The following is a 20,336-nucleotide window of genomic DNA, read 5'->3' as shown; positions in this document are numbered from 1 at the left end:
GGCTCACCCTCCTTTTCGGGCTACTTCCTGGCTCAGCAGGACCTGCTTCAGGTCACGCGCCTTGTCGCTGACCGAATCCATGGGAACGAGCTTGCGAAACTCGTCATCCCCGCGCACCGACGCGTGACGGAAGACGTACCAATTGCCGTCCGGCTGGCGCCGCTGATAGATCGTGTTGCCGACCTTGCGGTGGCCGAAACAGGTGCTGGCGCGGGCCGCACCCTCGGCATTCGTCCAGGTGGCGCGCATGCAGAGCTGGCCGAGATCGTCGACCACCCACTTGCCTTCGGCAAAGGATTGCTTGCCTTTGTCGTTCACCCAGGCGACGAAACGCCGGCGGTCATCCGAGAAACGGCCGCCGCCGGTGTTCCAGACCCAGGTCTTGTCGCCGTAGATGCGGTAGAGTTCATAGGCGCTGAGCGGCGTCGGCGTCGGCGCCATCTTGCCGGCTGCCTCGGCGCATTGTGCCGCCACCGGCAGACACAGGCTGAGAGCAAGGGCTCCTCCATAAAGTTTCGATCCGATACGCATTACTTCCTCCTGTTCGACACTTACCGGTTCCGCCGGCTCAGACACCCTGTTGGTCCCGTCCCATGTTGCCGAACCCATTCCATTTGAGACGGAATTTCGTGATCTTGGTCTTGCCGCCGCCGAGGCCGGCGCCGGCTACGGCAAATTGCGTTTCGGTGAAGCTGACGAATGGCTGGCCATGGGAAAGGGCTTCGAGGCTGCGGAGGCCATGGCCGCCCAGTTGCATGCCGCCGGTAACCCAGATGGCAAGCCCCATGGCGGTCGCGAGCCGCAGCCCATGCGATTGCGGCAGCAGCGGCAGACCGTTCTCGATTGCATGGCGAACGACGATCAGCACCGTCAGCGACAGATAGATCGACAGGTTCATCGCGGCGAAGATGTAGAAGCCCTGGGCGGCAGCGGCCTTGCTGGCAAACGCCATGGCGACGGCGCACAGCCCGGCGAGCGCGATATAGGGCGCGACGACGCGCAGAGGCAGAGAATGCTGCTGCTGCTGTCCCTTCGGCGTGATGCGGAAATCGACGAAGGAGCCGGAGATGCGATCGCGCATGGCGGCCAGGCTGCCGGCGAGCGACCACGGCCAGCGCAGGAAGATGAAGGCGAGCCCTTCCCAGCCGAACAGTTTCGCATCATACGGCCTGAAAGTGCCCGTCGCCCGCCAGAACACGGAAAACAGCGTCAGCACGGCGGATATCGGTGCGAAATGCAGCAGGAAATCCGGATAGGTGACGTTGACGAAGACATGGCCCGTCAGCAAGGCGGCAACCGGCAGCAGGAACATGACGGCCATGAAGGCGGAAAAGAGCGGATACCACAGCTGCGAGAACACGAACTGAAATTTCAGCCGCCACGGCAGATGCTCGATGTAACGGCCGGAATGCTGCAGCAGAATGGTGACGAGGCTGCGCGACCACTGGAATTCCTGGACGACGAGATCGGCAAAATTCGCCGGGCCGTCGCCATGGGCGATCGCATCGACGGCATGTACGCCACGCCAGCCGCCGGCATTCATCATCAGTGTCGTCGAATGGTCTTCGGCGAGTTCCGGGCCGAGGCCGCCGATCTCCCGAAGTGCTGAGGTGCGAACGGCATAATGCGAGCCGATGCAAAGCGGCGCCCAGCCATTGTTGTAACCCGTCTGCAGCGAACCGTGCAGGCTGGCTTCGGCATAGAGCCTGCCGCGCGCGGCCCAGCTCGTAGCGGCATTGGCATCGCAGATGCTGGGCGCCGAGACATAGCCGATGCCAGGGTCGGCGAAGGGACGCAGGACCTCACGGAGATAGGTCGGCGTCGGCACATGATCGGCATCGAACTGGGCGACGAAATCGTAACGCGCATAGCCGAAGTGATCGTAGAAATAGGCGAGATTGCCTTCCTTGCAGCGCGTCCGGCGCGGCCAGGTGGCGCGATGATATTCCGCCACCCCCTTTCGGGTGGAGATCAGCACGCCGTGCTCCGCACACCAGCGCCGGGTTTCCTGTGAAGGATCTTCGTCGGCCAGCCATACGTCGAAATCGACGCCGATCTGATCGAGCATAGCCCGCAGTGTTGCGCGGACCACGGCAAAGGGCTCGGATGGCGCCTTGGTGACCACCATCGCCACCCGCCCTTCCGGCAGCCGCGCGTGAGGGCTGACCGTTCTCGCATCGAGGAAGATCAGGATGAAATAAGCCGGCACAAGCGTGATCCAGCCCAGCACGAGAGTGATGAGCACGAAGGCCGTCCAGGAAATGATGTGAGCCGACTGGCACCACCAGATCCAGAAATAGCCGAGTGCCGCCAGCCAGCAGAGGATGCCGAAACCGTAAACGACGCGGCTCCAGCCGGCGAAGACAGCATCGAAAGCATTCGCGGAGGCAGCTTTCGCCGTCCTGGCGCGTTGACCGATTTCCGAACCGATGCTCATGCCTTCACCTCCAGCCCGAAGGTGGGACCGGCGGTGCGGATGATCGTATCGATATCCGAGAGAGCGGGCGCGAAGCCGAGTTCCGCCCTGGCTTTTGCCGTGTCGGCAAAGAGGATCGGCGGATCGCCGGCCCGGCGGGGACGATACCGGACGGGAACCTCACGACCGGTCGCACGATAGATGGCTTCGAGGATCTGGCGCACCGAGGTGCCGCGGCCGGAGCCGAGATTGACGCTGAGCGAATCGCCGTCGGCCATCAGGTGATTGACGGCGGCAAGATGCGCCTGGGCGAGATCGCTGACATGAATATAGTCACGCACACAGGTTCCGTCTTCTGTGGGATAATCGGTGCCGAAGACATCGAGCCGCTCCAGCCTGCCGGCGGCAGCGAGAAGGGCGCGGGGGATGAGATGGGTTTCCGGATGGTGGCGCTCGGCAAGCTCGCCGTCCGGATCGGCGCCGGCCGCGTTGAAATAGCGCAGCGCGGCGAAGCGGATGCCATAGGCGGCGGCAAAATCCTCGAGCGCCATCTCGAAGATCAACTTGGTGCGGCCGTAGGGATTGACCGGGTGCTGTGGAGTTTCCTCGCGTATCGGCAACGAGGCGGGGACGCCATAGGTGGCGCAGCTGCTCGAAAAGACGATCCGGTCGATATCCTGGTCGAGACAGGCCTCAAGCAGCGTCAGGCTGCCGACGACGTTGTTGCGGTAATATTTCCTGGGCATTTCGACGGATTCGCCGACATAGGCATTGGCGCCGCAATGGATGACGCAATCGGGCGAAAACTCTGCAAGGGTCCGGCGCAGCGTGGCGGCATCGGCGAGGTCCGCCCGGATAAGCGGTCCCCAGCGGACACTGTCGGCATGCCCGGTCGAGAGATTGTCGTAGGTGACCGGGACCATGCCGGCACGCGACAACGTTTTGCAGATATGACTGCCTATGAAACCGGCGCCGCCGGTAACCAAAATGTAGCGGGGCATCTCATACGGCCTCCGCCTTCTCGGCGCCGGCAAGCAAGCCGTCGAAATAATCGACGGTGCGCGCCAGACCGGTTTCAAGCCCGATGCAGGGCTGCCAGCCCAGATCGGCCATGGCCCGCGAAATATCCGGCCGCCGCTGGCGGGGGTCATCGGTGACCGCCGGCAGATGAACGATTTGTGAGCGCGAATTGGTGAGGTCGCGAACGATCTCCGCCAGGCGCCGAACCGTGATCTCGGCCGGATTGCCGAGATTGATCGGGCCGTGGCAGGCGTCGCCGGCGGCCGAGAAACGCAGGAAGCCCTCGACGAGATCGTCGACATAGCAGAAAGAGCGGGTCTGCTGACCGTCGCCATAGATCGTCAGATCTGCATTGCGCAAAGCCTGTACGATGAAATTGGAGACGACGCGGCCGTCATCCAGGCGCATGCGCGGCCCATAGGTGTTGAAGATGCGGCCGACCTTGATGTCGACGCCGTACGTCCTGTGATAATCGAAAAACAGGGTCTCGGCGCTGCGTTTGCCTTCGTCGTAGCAGGCCCGCGGTCCGATCGGGTTGACATTGCCGCAATAGGATTCCTGCTGCGGGCTCTGGTTCGGGTCGCCATAGACTTCCGACGTCGACGACTGAACGACGACCGCACCGGTCTTGCGGGCGCAATCCAGGGTGTTGACGGCGCCAAGCACGTTGGTGAGCAATGTGCCGACAGGATCCCGCTGATAGTCGGGCGGAGAAGCTGGTGAGGCGAAGTTGAAGATGAGCGACGCTTCGATATCGAAGGGTTGGCGAACATCGTGCTCGACGAGCTGAAAACGGGCGTTCGATGCGAGGTGATCGACATTCACGCGGCGCCCGGTCGAAAAATTATCGAGGCAGATGACTCGGTGGCCGCGCTGCAGAAGCCTTTCGCAGAGATGCGAACCGAGGAAACCGGCCCCGCCATTCACAAGAGCGGTGCCCAACTCCTTGCGCACCGGCATGTCTGTCACTTCGGAATATCCTTCGCTGGGAACGAAACTACGCATTACAAACTCCTTCCCATGTTTTAGTCTTTTGTTTTAGTTAAGCACTTCATGCCGCCCTTATCCTGTTGGATATTCATTGTACCGACTCTGTACCGACTATCTCAACATGAATAACTTTTGAGTTATTCTTAGAACAACTGAGTTACTATTAAAATGATAAGACGATTGCGGATAAGGTCAACTTCAAAAGTTCCAAGTATTCAAAATAATTACGCAACTATTCTTTGAAGTAACAAATGATTAATCATTTTCTATCCATTTTACCCTTAGAACGAGTGTCCAGACCGCGCTCAAGCTTCACTCAATGCAGGTGATCTAGAAGTAACGGGGAAGATCGGCCGGGCTGAACCGCACGGCCGGCCTTGCATCCGGAAGCGCCATATGCGAGGGGTTTTTGGCCATGTTGAAAAAACAAGCTGCAGCGCAGCCGAAAGGCTGGCGTCTATTTCATCTTGCTATGTTTGCCGGGGGAACGACGCTTTTTGCGGTCGGGACAACGGCCTGTACCGTCGTGAACGACGACATAGCCGCCGTCGCGAAAAAGAACGTTGTCGTGGTCGAGGCCCCGCGCGTTGCAAAAGCCTATGCCTATCCGGCAAATCGGCCCGAACGCCCGGCTACATCTACGGTTCGCGTCGCCTATCACGGCTCAGCGCCTTATATCTGCTCTCCCAGCGGCTTCGGACAGAAGTCGCGCTGCTTCGCACGTCCGTCGATCTGACGCAGCAATCAGTGCGACGGCCTTGTTTGCGCGTCTGAATGGCCGCGCGGCGCGCGAGCGTATTTGCGTTTTCTTCGGTTCACGAAGAAGCTCAATCTTTTTGTTTTCATGCCATTCCCGGCAAATGCGCTTTGTGCTTTGCCTGGCAAAACCGCTAGGCAATTTTGCCGGACTTGCTCTGGATCAGTTGCGCCAGCGGCCGGACATGTCGTCCTCGCCGGCTGGATGCTCATTGAAGAAACGGGATGCAGCTTCCGTGCGGTTTCGGACGTTCATCTTCTTGTAGATGTTGCGGACGTGAACCTTCACGGTGTTTTCCGAAAGATGCAGCTTGTCGGCGATGATCTTGTTTTGCGTGCCCTTGCATATGAGGTCCAGGATCTGAACCTCGCGCGTGGTCAAGGAGGAGATGCTGTCGCGTCTCAGCTTCAGCGCATTGGTGCGCGCCGCATCGACCGATTTTGTCTGATAGAGCGAAGGCTCGAGCGGGGTGTTCTTGTTGGTGAGGCGATTGAGAAGGGCTGACGGAAAATGTTCGCCACCCTTCATCAGCAGATCGACCGCGGCCATGAAGACATCGAGCCGCAGGTTGAGCGGCAGGACGCCATCGATGATCCTTGCCTCCACCAGCCGGCTGACATAGGGTTCGAGCATGTCGATCGCTTCGACGACGAGTCCGACGGATGTTTCCGGGTGATTTTCGCGGGCGGCCTGCAGCGCTTCATGAAGCTCGGGCGCAGGTATGTGATAGAATAAAACAAGCTTTATATCGTTGGCATCCTTGTCCAGCATCGGCTTTGTGCTCGTTATGCTTGACACCTCACAGTTCGGAAATTTCTTCGCCAGCGCTTCTACCATGCATTCAGAAAACAGATCCGCCTTGGCGACCACCAGTATAGTATTTCTCGATGACTCCAACTTCCGTCCCTGGTCAGAATTCTCCGTCTCTGAGCCTGTCATGAACATATACGCCTCCCCTAGCGTTACACTTTACTCAAACGTGGAGCGATGGCGGGTATTCAATAGTATGAAATGCCGGCCCCGGATGTCACCGCCTTATTTTTTAGACATTTCTTAATTATGTTAATACGGATTGAGAAGGAAGGAAATGGCCCAAAGTGATTAGTTTTAGCGGGCGAAAAACAACAATATACTAAGCTTTGGTTGTATTTTTACTGTGATGTGTACTTCGAGGTTAAATTTGCTCCCAATATAGATCAGAGCCCGATGTAATATTTGAGTACAGATTGTTATATTTTCGTCCTCCAGCGGATATGCGCCGAACAACCATCGAATGGCGCCACTCAACCCGGCGGCGAGTGCTGCAATTCTTACTCTCGTCACTCGGCAATACCCCGGCTGAGACGTCCCATTGCTCCGGCGATAGGGCTAGACGGAGGTGGTCAATCTGCCTTAGCCCGAATTGATATCTATCGGCTCCGCATTTTTTCCAGCAATCTGTGATCGTCGCCGAAGTGGCGGCATGGACGATCCAGGTATCGGCGTGTGTTTTTGGTACGTGGCATCCATTTAGGGCAAATCAACGACAATAAAGCCTGAATACTCCTCATCCTCGTCAGGATGCGGAGCTGGATATGTGCGGCCTTGTACTGAGTACGTGCGGTCCCAATACCAACGGTTTGACGAACAAATCGCGATGAAGCTGCAGATGACTTGTACCGAATACATCTGCCGATGTTAACCGCATCGGAGCGAGCGCGAGCAAAATCCCATTTGAGATGAGAGGGATTTCGAAAAGCTGCTCCGGTTTTTTCTGGAGAGATTTTGATGTCTGACGCCTATAAACACGACCCGAAACCATCGGGCGACGTAACCGAAATCACGAAGGTCGGGGCGCTGGCCGACGGCTTTGCCAACAGCGCTATCAATTCAACTGAAGTCGACGACGGCTCGACAGGTTATGTCGGCGGCGTCGCCAATGGCGACAATCGTGACAATACCGACAACAGCGTCGACGTCGACGTCAAAGCCGAACTCTCCGCCAACAATGGCGACAACCGCGATAACGACTACGACTGGAGCTACAAGTCCGACGACGACACGAGCACCAAGACCACGACGATCACCGACACCAAAACCGACTACGACTGGAGCTATGACAGCAAGTCGTACAGCGACAACGACACCGACACCAAGACGATTACGGACACCGATACCAAGACCGTGACCGACACCGATATCAAGACCATTACCGATACCGACACCAAGACGGTTTCCGACAGCAATAATACCGCTGACAGCTTCAACAAGACGGACACCGACTTCGCCGTCATCGAGGACGTCAAGGATTTCGACAACCTCGGCGTTGCCGGCCACGACCTCACCTTCAACCTCGGCGACGACTTCTCCTTCACGCTCGACGTCGACAGTATTCTGAACGACTCGCTGTCCGGCGCGGGCAACGACAGCGGCTTCAGCGCCGTTCAGGCAAACCATCTGGCCGACCAGGACAGCGCCTGGAACATCAAGATGGAGAACGAAGGCGCCCAGAACCACCTGAACGCCAACGCCGGCACCGCCGATAGCGCGGAAGGCATGGAAATGGACGGCAGGGGCTGGGATCTCAAGGCCGGCGACGACGCCACCGGCTCGAGCACGGCCGATGCTTCGGCGATCCTTGCCAATTCCGGCTTCCACCTCGAGCTCGTTCAGGGCGCGAACCTGCTCAGCAACACCGTCGACTCCAGCGTCATCGGCGGCAATTCTCATGTCTCCGACGTCGGCGAGGATACCGGCACCTGACACTGACCTCCAGCGACCAAGACGAACTGCACCGGCCGGCGCCGGTGCAGTTCGACTGTTTGAAAACGGTTTGACGACCATGGCTCCCGGCGGGGCCGCTTCAAAGGCCGATCGTCATTTCGAATGGGAGGGCCGAACCATGCATATCGAGAAGATTTCGGAAATCATTGCGCACTTCATCGGTCTCTTCGAGATGACCACCGAAGAGATGAGGGCGCGCACCAAATATGCCGAAGGCGCAGGAGCCGGCGAAGATGGGCCGGTTCTGCCGGATCAGGACGCGTTTACCGCGGCCTTCACTTCCAATCTGCAACTCAAGGACTACGATCCCGAGGTCATCTACAAAAGCGGCAGTTACGAGATCGAATTTGGTCCGTCGCGTCATTTGGGCCGCGTCTTCGAAGAGAGCATCGAGAAGCTGGCGGCGATTGCCGCAAGGGACATCCCGTTACCGCATTTCGGCTCGCCCACGGATATCGTGCTGTCGGATGAGCCGGAATTGAATGTCTTTGCCGGGCCCGGTTCGGCGATCAGTCATGTCCTCCAGGTCAACGTGCTTTACGACGACGACTATCTCGACATGACGGACGGCATTCATGCTGCCCGGGACACGAGTTTCGTCACCGAGCGGCTGGCGGAGTTCGGCACCAAGGCCGAAGTCTTCACGCCTTTTTCGGATCTCCACCGAACCGACAGCTATGACGGCGCCCTGAAAATCGCCCAGGAACTGGAAAGCTACATCCAGAATGCCCGCGATGCCCAGGATGCCGAGAAGGTCCAAAATGAGAATAGCGAGGACAGTGGCACAACGCCGCCAAGCACCGACGCCACGCATGATTTCATCCGCCTCGATCCCGAGGTCAACGGTCCCGTTTACGTCAACGGCAAGATCGAGGCCGAGATCCCTGTCCTCGATGACTTCCTGCCCGACCGCGGTCTCGCCAAGATCCCGGAGGAGCCGGACGACAGCCATTCATCCGTTGAGCATACCGACCCGAGCGGCAACAGCCTTGAGGTGACCGCCGGGGCGAACTTCGTCATCAACGTCGCCTCGGTGATCAATACCGCCGTCATCACCTCGGTCACCGCTGTCATGGGCGACTACCACCAGGTTGACGCGGTTTCCCAATCCTTTGTCTATAGCGATAATGACGATATCGCCTCGGCGCTGCGCGCATCCGCGCACTCGGCCGAGGAGGCCGGGACAGTCGCCAAGAATATCGCCGTCTTCCAGCAAAGCACCTTCGAAGCATCGAGCCATGCCGAAACCGATGCTGCCGATCCGACGTTCCCGACCAGCTGGCGCGTCAGTGTCATCGACGGCGATGTCTCCTTCGTACAGTGGATCGAGCAGTATCACTTCGTCAGCGACAACGACACGATGACGGTCACCACCTCGGGATCCGAAACCACGGTTCTGACAGGCGGCAACACCGCCATCAACCTCTCCTCCTTTTTCGGGATGGGCATGCAATATGATCTGGTGATCATCGGCGGCAATGTGCTCGACATCAACAGCATCACGCAGATCTCGCTGCTCTACGACAATGACTGGGTGCGGGCGGAAGACGGCGCCGATCCCGGCGCCGACATCGAGACCGGCGACAACCTGATCTGGAATTTCGCCTCTATTCACAATGTCGGCACAGGCAGCCCGTTCGAGGCGATGCCGGACTATATGGTCGAGACCCAGAAAGCCATCGAAGACCGCGATCCCAACATGCCGGAAGGGCTGTCCTTCGATGTGAATTTCCAAGGCTATGCCGGCCTCAACGTGCTCTACATTACCGGCAATCTCTACGACATGACTGTTATAAAGCAGGTCAGCATCCTCGGCGATTCCGATGATGTGACCCAGGCCGCATCGACGCTTCTGAAGAACAATCCCGATGCAACGGTCACGATCGACACCGGCAGCAATGCGGTCGTCAATATCGCCGAGATCATCGATTATGACAGTTTTGGCCAGACGACCTATCTGGCAGGCCAGCTCTACTCGGACGCCATCCTCATTCAGGGCGGGCTGGTAGAGCATGACACGACCCAGCCGCACCAGGCAGACGACAGGCTCGCCAACGAAGTCATCGCCTTTCTCAACGACGATGATCCGGCGGGCGGCGATTCTGCCGATGGCGTAATCAATGCAGGGCATGACCTTTCATGGTCGTCGGCGCATCCCGCCGACGTCATGCAAGCCGTGGTCGCGTGACCCTAAGGATTGTGAGAGAATCACGATGAACCAGATTTCGAAACAAGTTTTTGCAGCGGGCAGCGCCCTCGATTTGAGGTCAGGCAATATTCCCTCCGCTGCGCCCTCGGAAGCGGCGAGGAACGATCTGTGCATCTCTGCGATCGACGAAGCCGTCGAGAACCTTCGTCGGCTGACCGGCGCCGCCGCTTCGTCTGCCGATCGCAGCAAGGCGCCGGCCGATGTTGCAGCAAGCGACGCCGCCGATATGGCGCGCGCAGCCACGGTGCAGGCACCCCTCCCGCAAAAGACAGTGACGCTGGAAGCCTCATTGAAAGCCTGGAATGCAGAACCGGCGGCTCCCGCCGCCGTGATGCGGGGCCCGGCACCGACAAAACCGGTCGAAGAAAAACCGGTTGAAGCGACACTGGGGGAGGCATCCGCCCCATCGCCGATCGAGGCGCGGGCGGCGCCTGAACTGCCGAAAGAGAAAACCGAGCTCAAATCGAGCCCGACGATGCCTTTCGCCAAGACCATCGAAGGCGACAGCGGTCCGGTCAGCGAAACCGACAGGCGTCTGCGCACCGGCGGAGGCGGAAATGGCAAGCATTCCGATCCCGGGGGCGGCGGGGGCGGGGGCGGGGGAAGTGGCGGCGGTTTTCACAAGCGCAGCGAGCCTGTGAATTTCGCCGCCAGCCTCGCGCGCGGCATGGGGGCCGTACGGCGCAACATGGTGGTCGTCATGATGTTCACGATCGCCATCAACGTGCTTCTGCTGGCGATCCCGCTCTATCTCTTCCAGATATCCGACCGGGTGCTGACCAGCCGCTCGATCGACACGCTCGTCATGCTCTCGATCGCCGTGCTCGGCGCCGTGCTGCTTCAGGCCTTCATGGATACGGTCAGGCGCTTTATCCTGATGCGCACCGCGGTGGAGCTCGAAGTGCAGCTCGGCGCGCCGATTCTCAGCGCTGCGGCGCGAGCCTCGCTGCATGGCAGCGGCAAAGACTATCAGACACTCCAGGACCTGCAGCTGCTGCGTGGTTTCCTGACATCCGGCACGCTGATTGCGTTTCTCGACGCGCCGCTGATGCCGTTCTTCGTCGTCGTCGTTTATTTCGTGCATCCGCATCTCGGCATCATCATCATGACCTGCTGCGCGGTGCTATTCTTCATCGCCTATCTGAACCAGAAATTCACCGCCCGGCAATTTGCCGAATCCAACAGCTATCTCAGCCGGGCGAATTTCCACCTGGATTCCATGTCGCGCAATTCGCAGATCATCAACGCAATGGCGATGATCCCCGAGGCCGTGAAGATGTGGGGCCGGGAAACGGCGGGCTCGCTGAAATCGCAGGTCGAGGCGCAGGACCGCAACATCATCTTCTCCGGCATATCGAAGGCCTGCCGCATGATCACCCAGATCACTCTGCTCGGCTGGGGGGCACATCTGTCGCTCTCCGGTGAGCTGACCGGCGGCATGGTGATTGCCTCTTCGATCATCTCGGGACGCGCGCTGGCGCCGATCGAGGGCGCCATCGAAGGCTGGCACCAGTTCAACCGGTCGGCAGCCGCCTATTCCAGGATCAAGAGCCTGCTTTTGAACTCGGCGTTGAACTTCCCGCGCCTGCGCCTTCCCAATCCTGAAGGCCGGCTCGATGTCGAACGCATTCTGTTCGTGCCGCCGCCGCAAAAGAAGGTCATTCTCAACGGCATCTCCTTCTCCCTCAGGAAGGGCGAATCGCTGGCGGTCATCGGCAATTCCGGGTCCGGCAAGACGACGCTCGGCAAGATGCTCGTCGGCTCGATCGTGCCCACGTCCGGAAATGTGCGCCTTGACCTGATGGATCTGCGAAACTGGGACCAGCGCCAGTTCGGCGAAAGCATCGGCTATCTGCCGCAGGACGTGCAGCTCTTTCCCGGCACGATCAAGGCGAATATCTGCCGCATGCGCGACGACATCGAAGATCACCAGATCTACGAGGCCGCGGTGCTGGCCGACGTGCACGAGCTCATCGCGGGTTTCCCGCAAGGTTACGAGACCATCGTCGCCGCCGACGGCGCTCCGCTTTCGGGCGGCCAGAAGCAGCGCATCGCGCTTGCCCGCGCCTTCTTCGGCAATCCCAAATTCGTCGTCCTCGACGAGCCGAATTCGAACCTCGATACACAGGGTGAGGCAGCCCTTGCCAAGGCGCTGATCCACGCCAAGAAGCAGGGCATCACCACCGTGACGATCACCCAGCGCCCGGCCCTGCTCCAATGCGTCGACAAGATCCTGGTGCTCAAGGACGGCACTGTCGCCATGTTCGGGGAGCGGATCGAGGTGCTGCAGGCGCTTTCGAAGAATAACAGCAATAACGGTCAACAAGCACCGCGTATCGAAGGGTGAAGGCTATGGCACGGAAACAACAGGAGACCGCCGGTCCGGTGCAGCTCGAATGGTATAGCGATGTGCCGCGCTCGATCCGGATGCACAGCATCGTCGGCCTGACGGTTCTCTTCACCTCGTTCGGAGGGTTCGGCTTTTGGGCCGCAACGGCGCCGCTTGCCTCGGCTGTCATCGCCCAGGGAAGTTTCGTTGCGACCGGCAACAACAAGATCGTCCAGCATCTGGAAGGCGGCATCATCAAGGAGATGCGCGTCAGCGAGGGTGATACCGTGAGGGAAGGCGATATTTTGCTGACCCTCGATCCAACCGCCTCTCGCTCGAATGAGCGGATGCTGCAGCTTCGCCGCCTGCGCCTGGAAGCCGTCGTCACAAGGCTCCGCGCCGAAGCGCAGGGTCTGCGAGAATTCCAGCTTCCCGCTATTGTGACGAAAGAGGCGGGCGATCCGGACATCAATGCGATCATGCAGAGCCAGAACATCGTCTTCCACAGCAAGCAGATCAAGCTCGAAGAGCAGCTCAATCTGATCGAGAAAAACATCCAATCGCTGGAATACCGTTTCGCCGGTTATACCGGCCAAAAGGAATCCTTCGAAAGGCAGCTATCGCTGCTGACAGAGGAACGCGACTCCAAGGCCCGGCTGGTCAAGGTCGGCTATATGCGCAAGACGGATCTGCTGGCGATCGAGCGGGCGATCGCCGATGCCATGGGCGACATTGCGCGCCTGAACGGCGAGATCAACGAGAGCGAGGCAGAGATCGCCAAATTCCGCCAGGAAGCCGTCATCGCCGTCAACTCCAACAAGCAGGCGGCACTCGACGCGCTCGAGACCGCCGAATCCGATCTCGACAGCGTACGCGAACAGATGCGCGAGGCTGCAGGCGTGCTCGAGCGCACCACCATCCGTTCACCGGTGTCGGGAACCGTCGTACGCTCCTATTTTCATACCGCCGGCGGCGTCATCACCACGGGCAAGCCGATCATGGAAATCCTGCCGGCGCATGTGCCGCTGATCCTGGAGGCGCAGGTGCTGCGAACCTCCATCGACCAACTGCGCGAGGGAGAAATGGCATCGGTCAGGCTGACGGCGCTCAATCGGCGGACGACGCCGGTTCTAGAGGGCAAGGTCTTTTACGTCTCGGCCGATTCGATCGAGGAGAATGCAGGCCTCTCGGTCAAGGACGTCTATATCGTTCGCGTCGCAATACCCGATTCCGAGATTGCGCGGGTGCATAATTTCCATCCGGTTCCAGGCATGCCGGCCGAAGTGCTGATCCAGACGTCAGAACGCACCTTTTTCGAATATATCAGCAAACCAATCACCGACAGCATGTCCCGGGCATTCAAGGAACGCTGACCGCGGCGATCGGCAAACGACGGCGGTCCGCGAGGATGAGGGATTTGTCCGGGTTCTGAAATGGTGTCAGTAATCTATCATCCCCTTCGGGATGGATCGTCCCCTCCGGGGAAGAAAGGGCGAACATGGCGGCGATGTCGGATGTCCTGCTGCGGGTCGGGCGCCTGAACTATGTCTGGACGAATACCGAAAGCCTGCTGATCTACATCATTGCCCATCTGCTCCGGGTCGAAAAAGATGCGGCAATCGTCGTGTTCCTGACCCTCAACACGACACGCGCACGGATGGATCTCATCGAACGGCTTGCGAAGCTCGCTTCGACCCCGCCTTCCGACCGGAAAGCGATCCTTTCAGCCATGGCGCGGCTGAAGAAGGAATCCAAGACCCGCAACAAATACAATCATTGCATTTATTCCTTCGACGAGAAGGGAGAGATCTCGAGCACACAATTGATGCGGCTGGTCGAGGACGACAAGGAAATCCGCTATGGCAAGATCGAGCAGATGGATGCGCGCGAGATCGACCATTTGGAGAAGTCGATCGCCGAGATCGTCGCCATCAGCCGGACACTCTGGGCCTTTATCCATGCGAGCCCGCGGATCTCCGGCGAGCTCTGATCTAATCCTTATGTATGGTGAGTGGCCGAACTTTGGACAGCTTGGGCGGCCTATATCGAAGCGTCGCGTTCCATACAAAATGCGCAACTCTATGTGATTGAATTATTTAACAGAAACATGTCCGGATTCTGGGTTATTTGCCGGCTTAGAACTAATCATAATTAAGCCCCGAAAATCATCCGGACGGTTTATTTGAAGATCGGTTTTTCCCCTTAGAATGAAAGCTCCCGAGTAACGTATGGGGTATTGGGGGCGGCCATGCGCATAGACATCATCGATACCATTGCCGGGTTGGAGGCGGTGCGCGACAACTGGGATCAGGTCTTCATGGACGATCCCGACGCGCAGCATTTCCTCTCCTGGATCTGGCTGAAGAATTATCTGTCCCGCCGGCGCCGCTGGTTCATACTCGCCCTTCGCGAACGCGATCCGGATGCACCCTACGTTGCTTTTTTTCCATTGCGCCTCATCACGCATCTGAACGAAAAGACCGGGCTCTTCTACGACGAGATCATCATGGCCGGGAATTTTGCGGCCGATTATACCGGCTTCATCGTCAGGCCGGACTACGAACATCATGCCATTGCCGGCTTTGCCTCGTTTATCAAACATCAGAACTGGACCGACCTGAAGCTCGAATATTTCGGCGGCCCTGCCGGGCGGCGCGAAAAGATGATCGAGGCGCTGCGGGGGCCGGAGGTGATGTTTCGCGACAGCTCGCCCAAAAACAATGAGAACATCGACAATACGATCTGCCCGATCGTTTCCCTGCCGGCAAGCTTCGACGATTATCTCGAAAGCCGCATGAGCAGCCAGACGCGCCAGAAGCTCCGCCGGTTCCTGCGCAAGGTCGAAGGCGGCGATCTCTACCGCATCACGATGGCGACACCCGAGACCATCCATCGCGACCTGGACATCCTCTTCGATCTCTGGCGGACCAAGTGGAGCGCCCGCAAAGGCGCGGAGCGGACCGAGCGGCTGATCATCACCACCCGCGAAATGCTGATGGACTGCTTCAACAACGGCAATCTCGAGGTGCCGGTCTTCTGGTATGGCGACCAGCCGCTCGGCGCGCTGGCGAATATCGTCGACCGGCAGAAGAAGGCGATCCTCTTCTACATCACCGGCCGCGACGAAAACTGGAAGACGCCGTCTCCCGGTCTCATCCTGCACGGTTACTGCATCCGGCGGGCGATCGAACAGGGCTTCAAGACCTATGACTTCCTGCGCGGAAACGAGCCCTATAAATATATGTTCGGGGTCGAGGAACGACACATCAGCTGCACGCTCTTCCGCACCCGCAATGGCCAGAATCTGCATGACGCGCTCAACCCGCGCAGCATTCGCTTCGTCTATGAGCAGGCGCTCGACATGTACCGCAACGGCGCCCGCGGGAGAGCGGAGATCGTCTTCAACCAGGTCCTGCAATCGGCTCCAGGCCATACCGGCGCGGGATTTGGCCTCGCCAATCTGCTGTTCGACCGGGGCAAGCTGACGGAGGCACTGGCTGCCTATAAGGCGCTCGCCGAACAAGCGCCCGATCCGACACCGATCCGGATGCGGCTTGGCGACACGCAGCTTGCCCTGCATCAATACGACCAGGCCGCCGAGACGTTCCGCCTGGTCGGCGAGGTCGGGCCGCATCTGATCCAGGCGCATTACAAGCGTGGCATTGCCCTTGTTGCCGGTAAACGGCTGGCCGAGGCGGAAGCTGCTTTCGCCGCGATCCGGGACGTGCATTCGGACGATCCGGCCGCACTCGACTATATCGCCAAGGCAAATGCCGCCCTCGAACGGATCCAGGCGAGCGCCGAACCCACGCCTCACAAGACCGATGTCGTGTCCGAGACCATCGCCCGCTGGAACCGGGGCTGGCAGCTCAGCGAGCGACGCCGGCCGCGTCTGCACTGACGAGTACCTGCCGGCGGCGACGATGCGTTGCGGCGGTTCCTGGCAGCGAAGCCGCCATGGTCTTTGATTTCGAGCTGCGATCGTTGTTAATAGAGGCGCAAGCCTAATTTGCAACGCCTCAGTGGAACCTCATGCAGACCAATGCAGATGGCGCCGAAAGGGAACGGCTTCTGGCCATTCTCGATTTCTGGCACAAGATCGAGTTCTTCATTCCCTACGATCTCTCCAGCCGTATCGTCGCAGGTGAAGGGCGAACTGTCTTTTGGCTGCATGCAAGGACGCTCGAGGATGACAGTGCCGCGCTCAGCCGTCCAGCAATCCCCGCGGAGAAGCAGATCACAGGTTTTACCCTGTTCCTCGGCGTTTTCGGCAAATCCGAAATTACCGCTGTCCGCAGGCACTTCGATAGCGCTGCGGCCGGTATCGCCGAATATGAGGATGCCGAACGCGGCGATCTAGACGGCGATACCTGTTTTGCCAGCATGCAGCTGACACCCCTGGGGCAGCCGATCTTCGAAACATTTTCCGTTTCCACGCTTCCATGGGCTCTGGGACGCGTGCGAATATCCGGCCTCTCCTCGCTCAGCCACGAGGCATTTGCCGAGGGCAAGCGGCAGCTGACGGAATTGCTTCAGAATTTTCGGGCGCAGCGACAGCTGAGATCCTCATCCTTCGACGACGGCGCCGGTCAGCCGCTCGATGCCGGCGAAATTCTGACGCTGCATGAATTGCTCTGCGATTGGGCGAGCTTCGCCGCGCATCAGGAGAAGCCGATCGCCGCGGTCGAAATACGCTACAAAGACAGGGCGGAAAGGCCCGAAATCCTCTCCCTGCCACCGCAGCCGGAAAGCCATCCGCCCGATGCCGACGATGAGGAGGATGAGAGCGCAAGCGCCGCGGAAGAGATCGGTATCCTGAACAGCTTCTTCATCGAGGATATCGAGCGGGCGATGATGCGCGTCAAACAGGGTGATATTCCCGAGCCGCTCAGGCGATATCTCACCCCGCTTGCCCCGGAGAAGCGGATCGACCTCTATTCGGAGGATGGGCGCAAGGCGATCGTTCGGGCCTTGCATCCCGGAAATCTCAACCGCGGACGCTGGCTCAGCGAACCTCAGCACGCGATGAGCCTCATGCAGCAGTTCGCGATCAATTCGGCCATCGGCGAGCTTTCGGAAACCGGACTTTTCTCGGTCAACGGCCCACCGGGGACGGGAAAGACCACCCTGCTTCGCGACATGTTCGCGGATAATATCGTTAAGCGCGCCCGGGTGCTCTCCTCCTTGAAGACGGCGCGCGATGCCTTTGACGGATCGCCGCGCCGCGCCATCTTCGCAGACCGCAGCACCGCCTCGATCTCGGCGCTGATCCCGGCCCTTACCGGTTTCGAAATGGTCGTCGCCTCTTCCAACAATGCCGCGGTGGAGAATATTTCGCGCGACCTTCCCAAGCGAAGCGCGATCGCCTGGACGTCGTCCCTCCAATATCTGCAGACGGTCGCGCACAAGATCGCTTGCCAAAAGGACAATGGCGCCGCCGTCAAGCTCTCCGACAGCGACCGCCCATGGGGGCTGATCGCCTGTGCGCTCGGCAACTCAAGGAACCGGCGAGCCTTCAAGGAACGTTTCGCCTTCATGGAAATCCCCGAAAGGCCGAACCCCGGCTGGTCCGGCGCGGCCAAGCCGCAGACGATCTGGCAATGGCGAGAGAGCTATGAGGGGCCAAGCTTCGCCGAAGCAGCGTCGGCTTTTCGTGCCGCCGATGACCGGGTTCGCGACAAGATCGGTCAATATGCACGTTATGCCGATCTCCATGACGACATCGTGCGGGTCTCGCAGGATGCATTCTGCCGGGACGCGCTTGAACGGGTCGCGGCTGCCGCCGCCGACCTTCAGGGCACGCAGGAGCGCTGCGATATGGCGGCGGCTGAAATGCTCCAGATCAAGGAAGAGTTGTCGCATCTGAAGGAAGAGGAACAGCTGCTCGACCGCAGCGCGCCTGCCTGGTGGGAGCGGGTGATGCCGAGCAGCCCCGCCCGCCAGCACCGGCAGGATGTCGGCGCCAATGCGCGCCGGCAGCTGGAATTGCGCAAGGCACTGGCGGAATGCGAGCAGCATCTTGCGAAGATCCATGGGCCTCAGCGGGAACAGGCTTTGCGAGAATATGAGCGGGCAGAACAGGCACTGCGGTCACGGCAGAAAATCCGGGAGAGGAAAAGAGAAGAATTCGACCGTCTGGGGGAAGTTTTCAGCCATCCCGCCATACCCGGGCGCCTTGCCGATCTCGAGACCGACCGGTTCCAGGTCGACGGTCTCTGGCATCAGGACGAATTGGCGGGTCTGCGGTCGGCATTGCTGGAAGCGGCGTTGACGCTGCACGAAGCATGGCTGGCGGAGGTTGGCAGGAAGGGCGGAGGTTTTGGCGGAAACATCGTCGCCATCAGCAAACTGCTGTCCAACAACAGTCCCGTCGATGACGAGCACATTGCATTGATCTGGCAGAGCCTTTTCATGATCGTTCCCATCGTCTCGACGACATTCGCCTCCTTCGCCCGGCAATTCCGCGGGCTGGGCGCCGGTTCGATCGGCTGGGTCTTCATCGACGAAGCCGGTCAGGCGGTGCCGCAAGCGGCGGTCGGGGCCCTGTTGCGGGGGCGCCGCGTCATGGCGATCGGCGATCCGCAGCAGATCGAACCGGTCTTTATCCTTCCCAGCGCGCTGATCACCGCCGCGTCTGCTCTCTCAACCCACACGGCGGCGGGGCAATATTCGCCGAACCGGACGTCGGTGCAGATGCTCGCCGATGCCGCCAACCGCTATGGAACGACTGTTGCCGGCGAGGAAGCGGACGGGCTGTGGATCGGCTGCCCTCTCCGGGTGCATCGGCGCTGCATCGATCCGATGTTCGGCCTGGCCAACCGGATCGCTTATCAGAACAAGATGGTATTCGGGCTGGAAAAGCGCCGGCCCGCCGGAGACGCGCCGCCATTTTATGGCGACAGCGCCTGGATCGACATCCGAGGCAGGGTATCGGGCAAACAGACGGTTGTTGAACAGACGGGCTTCATCGTCGACGTCCTCACTGCCACCTATCGCCGCGACGGCGCATTGCCGGACCTCTACATCATCTCGCCCTTCAAGGAGATCAAAAACAATCTGAGGCAGGCTCTGGCCCATGCGCCATGGATCGATCCGCTCGGAAATATGCGATCTCCCCCTTTGCGGTTGTCGCGGTGGCTGCGGGAGCGGATAGGCACGGTCCATACCTTCCAGGGCAAGGAGGAAGACATTGTTTTCATGGTGCTCGGCGCCGATGCCTGGCATAGCGGAGCCGCAGGCTGGGCCGCATCGAAGCCGAACCTCCTGAACGTGGCGCTGACACGCGCCAAGCGCCGCTTCTATATCGTCGGCGACCGCACTCTCTGGCAAACCTTGCCGTACTTCAGGGAGACAGCAAATGCCTTGGCGACGATGAAGGCAGCAGAATTCCTGGCCCGGAATGGGCTGAACTGACGGATCCCGCTGCCGCGCGCTGAGTGCTTTTCGACATCCGCAGTAACGCAAAAACCCGCCGAGAGGCGGGTTTTTGGTTCGGAATAATATCGGGAGATTTGGTTGCGGGGGCAGGATTTGAACCTGCGGCCTTCAGGTTATGAGCCTGACGAGCTACCGGGCTGCTCCACCCCGCGCCATGTTGAGCTGTCTGGGCATGCCCGGACTTTTTGTTTGCCGGTCCTCGAAGGCTTTGCCTTCTGCGATTCGGCGGGGGCTGCTCCACCCCGCGAGATATAGTAACACGAAAGGCCGCTTTGTGAGCGGCCTTTTGTTTCGGCCTTGGCCGTTAGTCAGTTTCATTGTGAGAAGATTTAAAGTTGCGCTTTGCAGACCTGGCAGCGACCTACTCTCCCGCGTCTTAAGACGAAGTACCATGGGCGCAGGGGCGTTTCACGGC

13 protein-coding genes and 1 tRNA gene are annotated in these 20,336 nt (G+C 59.6%); 8 read left to right on the top strand and 6 right to left on the bottom strand.

What is annotated here, in order from left to right:
* Nucleotides 1–3: 3 nt before the first annotated feature.
* Genes FHX14_RS05795 through FHX14_RS05780 form a run of 4 tightly spaced genes read right to left on the bottom strand, consistent with a single transcriptional unit; the run spans nucleotide 4 to nucleotide 4,441 of the window.
* Nucleotides 4–531, bottom strand: a complete 528-nt coding sequence (locus FHX14_RS05795; protein ID WP_012559441.1) for a DUF995 domain-containing protein — start codon at nucleotides 529–531, stop codon at nucleotides 4–6.
* Nucleotides 532–568: 37 nt separating this feature from the next.
* The gene (locus FHX14_RS05790; RefSeq protein WP_012559440.1) at nucleotides 569–2,437 is read right to left on the bottom strand and encodes a glycosyltransferase family 2 protein; all 1,869 of its coding nucleotides are present in this window, start codon (nucleotides 2,435–2,437) and stop codon (nucleotides 569–571) included.
* Nucleotides 2,434–3,417: a UDP-glucose 4-epimerase GalE gene (gene galE, locus FHX14_RS05785; protein WP_003589445.1), complete on the bottom strand. Its 984-nt coding sequence runs from the start codon at nucleotides 3,415–3,417 to the stop codon at nucleotides 2,434–2,436. The genes FHX14_RS05790 and galE overlap by 4 nt, the downstream gene beginning before the upstream one ends.
* 1 nt (nucleotide 3,418) lies before the next feature.
* Nucleotides 3,419–4,441 carry a UDP-glucuronic acid decarboxylase family protein gene (locus FHX14_RS05780; RefSeq protein ID WP_012559439.1) on the bottom strand — a complete coding sequence of 341 codons (1,023 nt, stop codon included), beginning with the start codon at nucleotides 4,439–4,441 and terminating at the stop codon, nucleotides 3,419–3,421.
* Between the two features lie 400 nt (nucleotides 4,442–4,841).
* Between FHX14_RS05780 and FHX14_RS05775 the strand changes: the two genes are divergently transcribed.
* Nucleotides 4,842–5,162 carry a hypothetical protein gene (locus tag FHX14_RS05775; protein ID WP_184376551.1) on the top strand — a complete coding sequence of 107 codons (321 nt, stop codon included), beginning with the start codon at nucleotides 4,842–4,844 and terminating at the stop codon, nucleotides 5,160–5,162.
* Nucleotides 5,163–5,345: 183 nt separating this feature from the next.
* Here the strand turns inward: FHX14_RS05775 and FHX14_RS05770 are convergent, their stop codons facing one another.
* Nucleotides 5,346–6,128 (bottom strand): response regulator transcription factor, encoded by a 783-nt coding sequence (locus FHX14_RS05770; RefSeq protein ID WP_012559437.1) that lies wholly within the window; start codon nucleotides 6,126–6,128, stop codon nucleotides 5,346–5,348.
* Nucleotides 6,129–6,950: 822 nt separating this feature from the next.
* On the opposite strand from FHX14_RS05770, the gene FHX14_RS05765 reads away from it, so the two are divergent.
* The 7 genes from FHX14_RS05765 to FHX14_RS05735 all read left to right on the top strand — a co-directional run bounded on the left by FHX14_RS05765 (nucleotide 6,951) and on the right by FHX14_RS05735 (nucleotide 19,897).
* A complete protein-coding gene (locus FHX14_RS05765) occupies nucleotides 6,951–7,925 on the top strand; it encodes a hypothetical protein (protein ID WP_003589453.1) in 975 nt (324 codons plus the stop codon).
* Nucleotides 7,926–8,064: 139 nt separating this feature from the next.
* The gene (locus FHX14_RS05760) at nucleotides 8,065–10,134 is read left to right on the top strand and encodes a hypothetical protein (protein WP_184376550.1); all 2,070 of its coding nucleotides are present in this window, start codon (nucleotides 8,065–8,067) and stop codon (nucleotides 10,132–10,134) included.
* A gap of 25 nt (nucleotides 10,135–10,159) precedes the next feature.
* On the top strand, nucleotides 10,160–12,502 hold the full coding sequence (locus FHX14_RS05755; protein WP_184376549.1) for a type I secretion system permease/ATPase: 2,343 nt from the start codon (nucleotides 10,160–10,162) through the stop codon (nucleotides 12,500–12,502).
* Between the two features lie 5 nt (nucleotides 12,503–12,507).
* A complete protein-coding gene (locus FHX14_RS05750) occupies nucleotides 12,508–13,857 on the top strand; it encodes an HlyD family type I secretion periplasmic adaptor subunit (RefSeq protein ID WP_184376548.1) in 1,350 nt (449 codons plus the stop codon).
* 125 nt (nucleotides 13,858–13,982) lie between these two features.
* The gene (locus FHX14_RS05745; RefSeq protein ID WP_003589459.1) at nucleotides 13,983–14,474 is read left to right on the top strand and encodes a hypothetical protein; all 492 of its coding nucleotides are present in this window, start codon (nucleotides 13,983–13,985) and stop codon (nucleotides 14,472–14,474) included.
* A 258-nt stretch (nucleotides 14,475–14,732) separates the two neighbouring features.
* The gene (locus FHX14_RS05740; RefSeq protein ID WP_184376547.1) at nucleotides 14,733–16,385 is read left to right on the top strand and encodes a GNAT family N-acetyltransferase; all 1,653 of its coding nucleotides are present in this window, start codon (nucleotides 14,733–14,735) and stop codon (nucleotides 16,383–16,385) included.
* A gap of 131 nt (nucleotides 16,386–16,516) precedes the next feature.
* Entirely contained in the window at nucleotides 16,517–19,897 is a 3,381-nt protein-coding gene (locus FHX14_RS05735) for a DEAD/DEAH box helicase (RefSeq protein WP_184376546.1), read from the top strand.
* A gap of 99 nt (nucleotides 19,898–19,996) precedes the next feature.
* Here the strand turns inward: FHX14_RS05735 and FHX14_RS05730 are convergent.
* A tRNA-Met gene (locus tag FHX14_RS05730) sits at nucleotides 19,997–20,073 on the bottom strand.
* Nucleotides 20,074–20,336 lie beyond the last annotated feature (263 nt).

It is taken from the genome of Rhizobium sp. BK619 (assembly GCF_014195245.1).
Lineage (GTDB): Bacteria > Pseudomonadota > Alphaproteobacteria > Rhizobiales > Rhizobiaceae > Rhizobium > Rhizobium acidisoli.
This window is presented reverse-complemented; position numbering and strand designations above follow the sequence as displayed.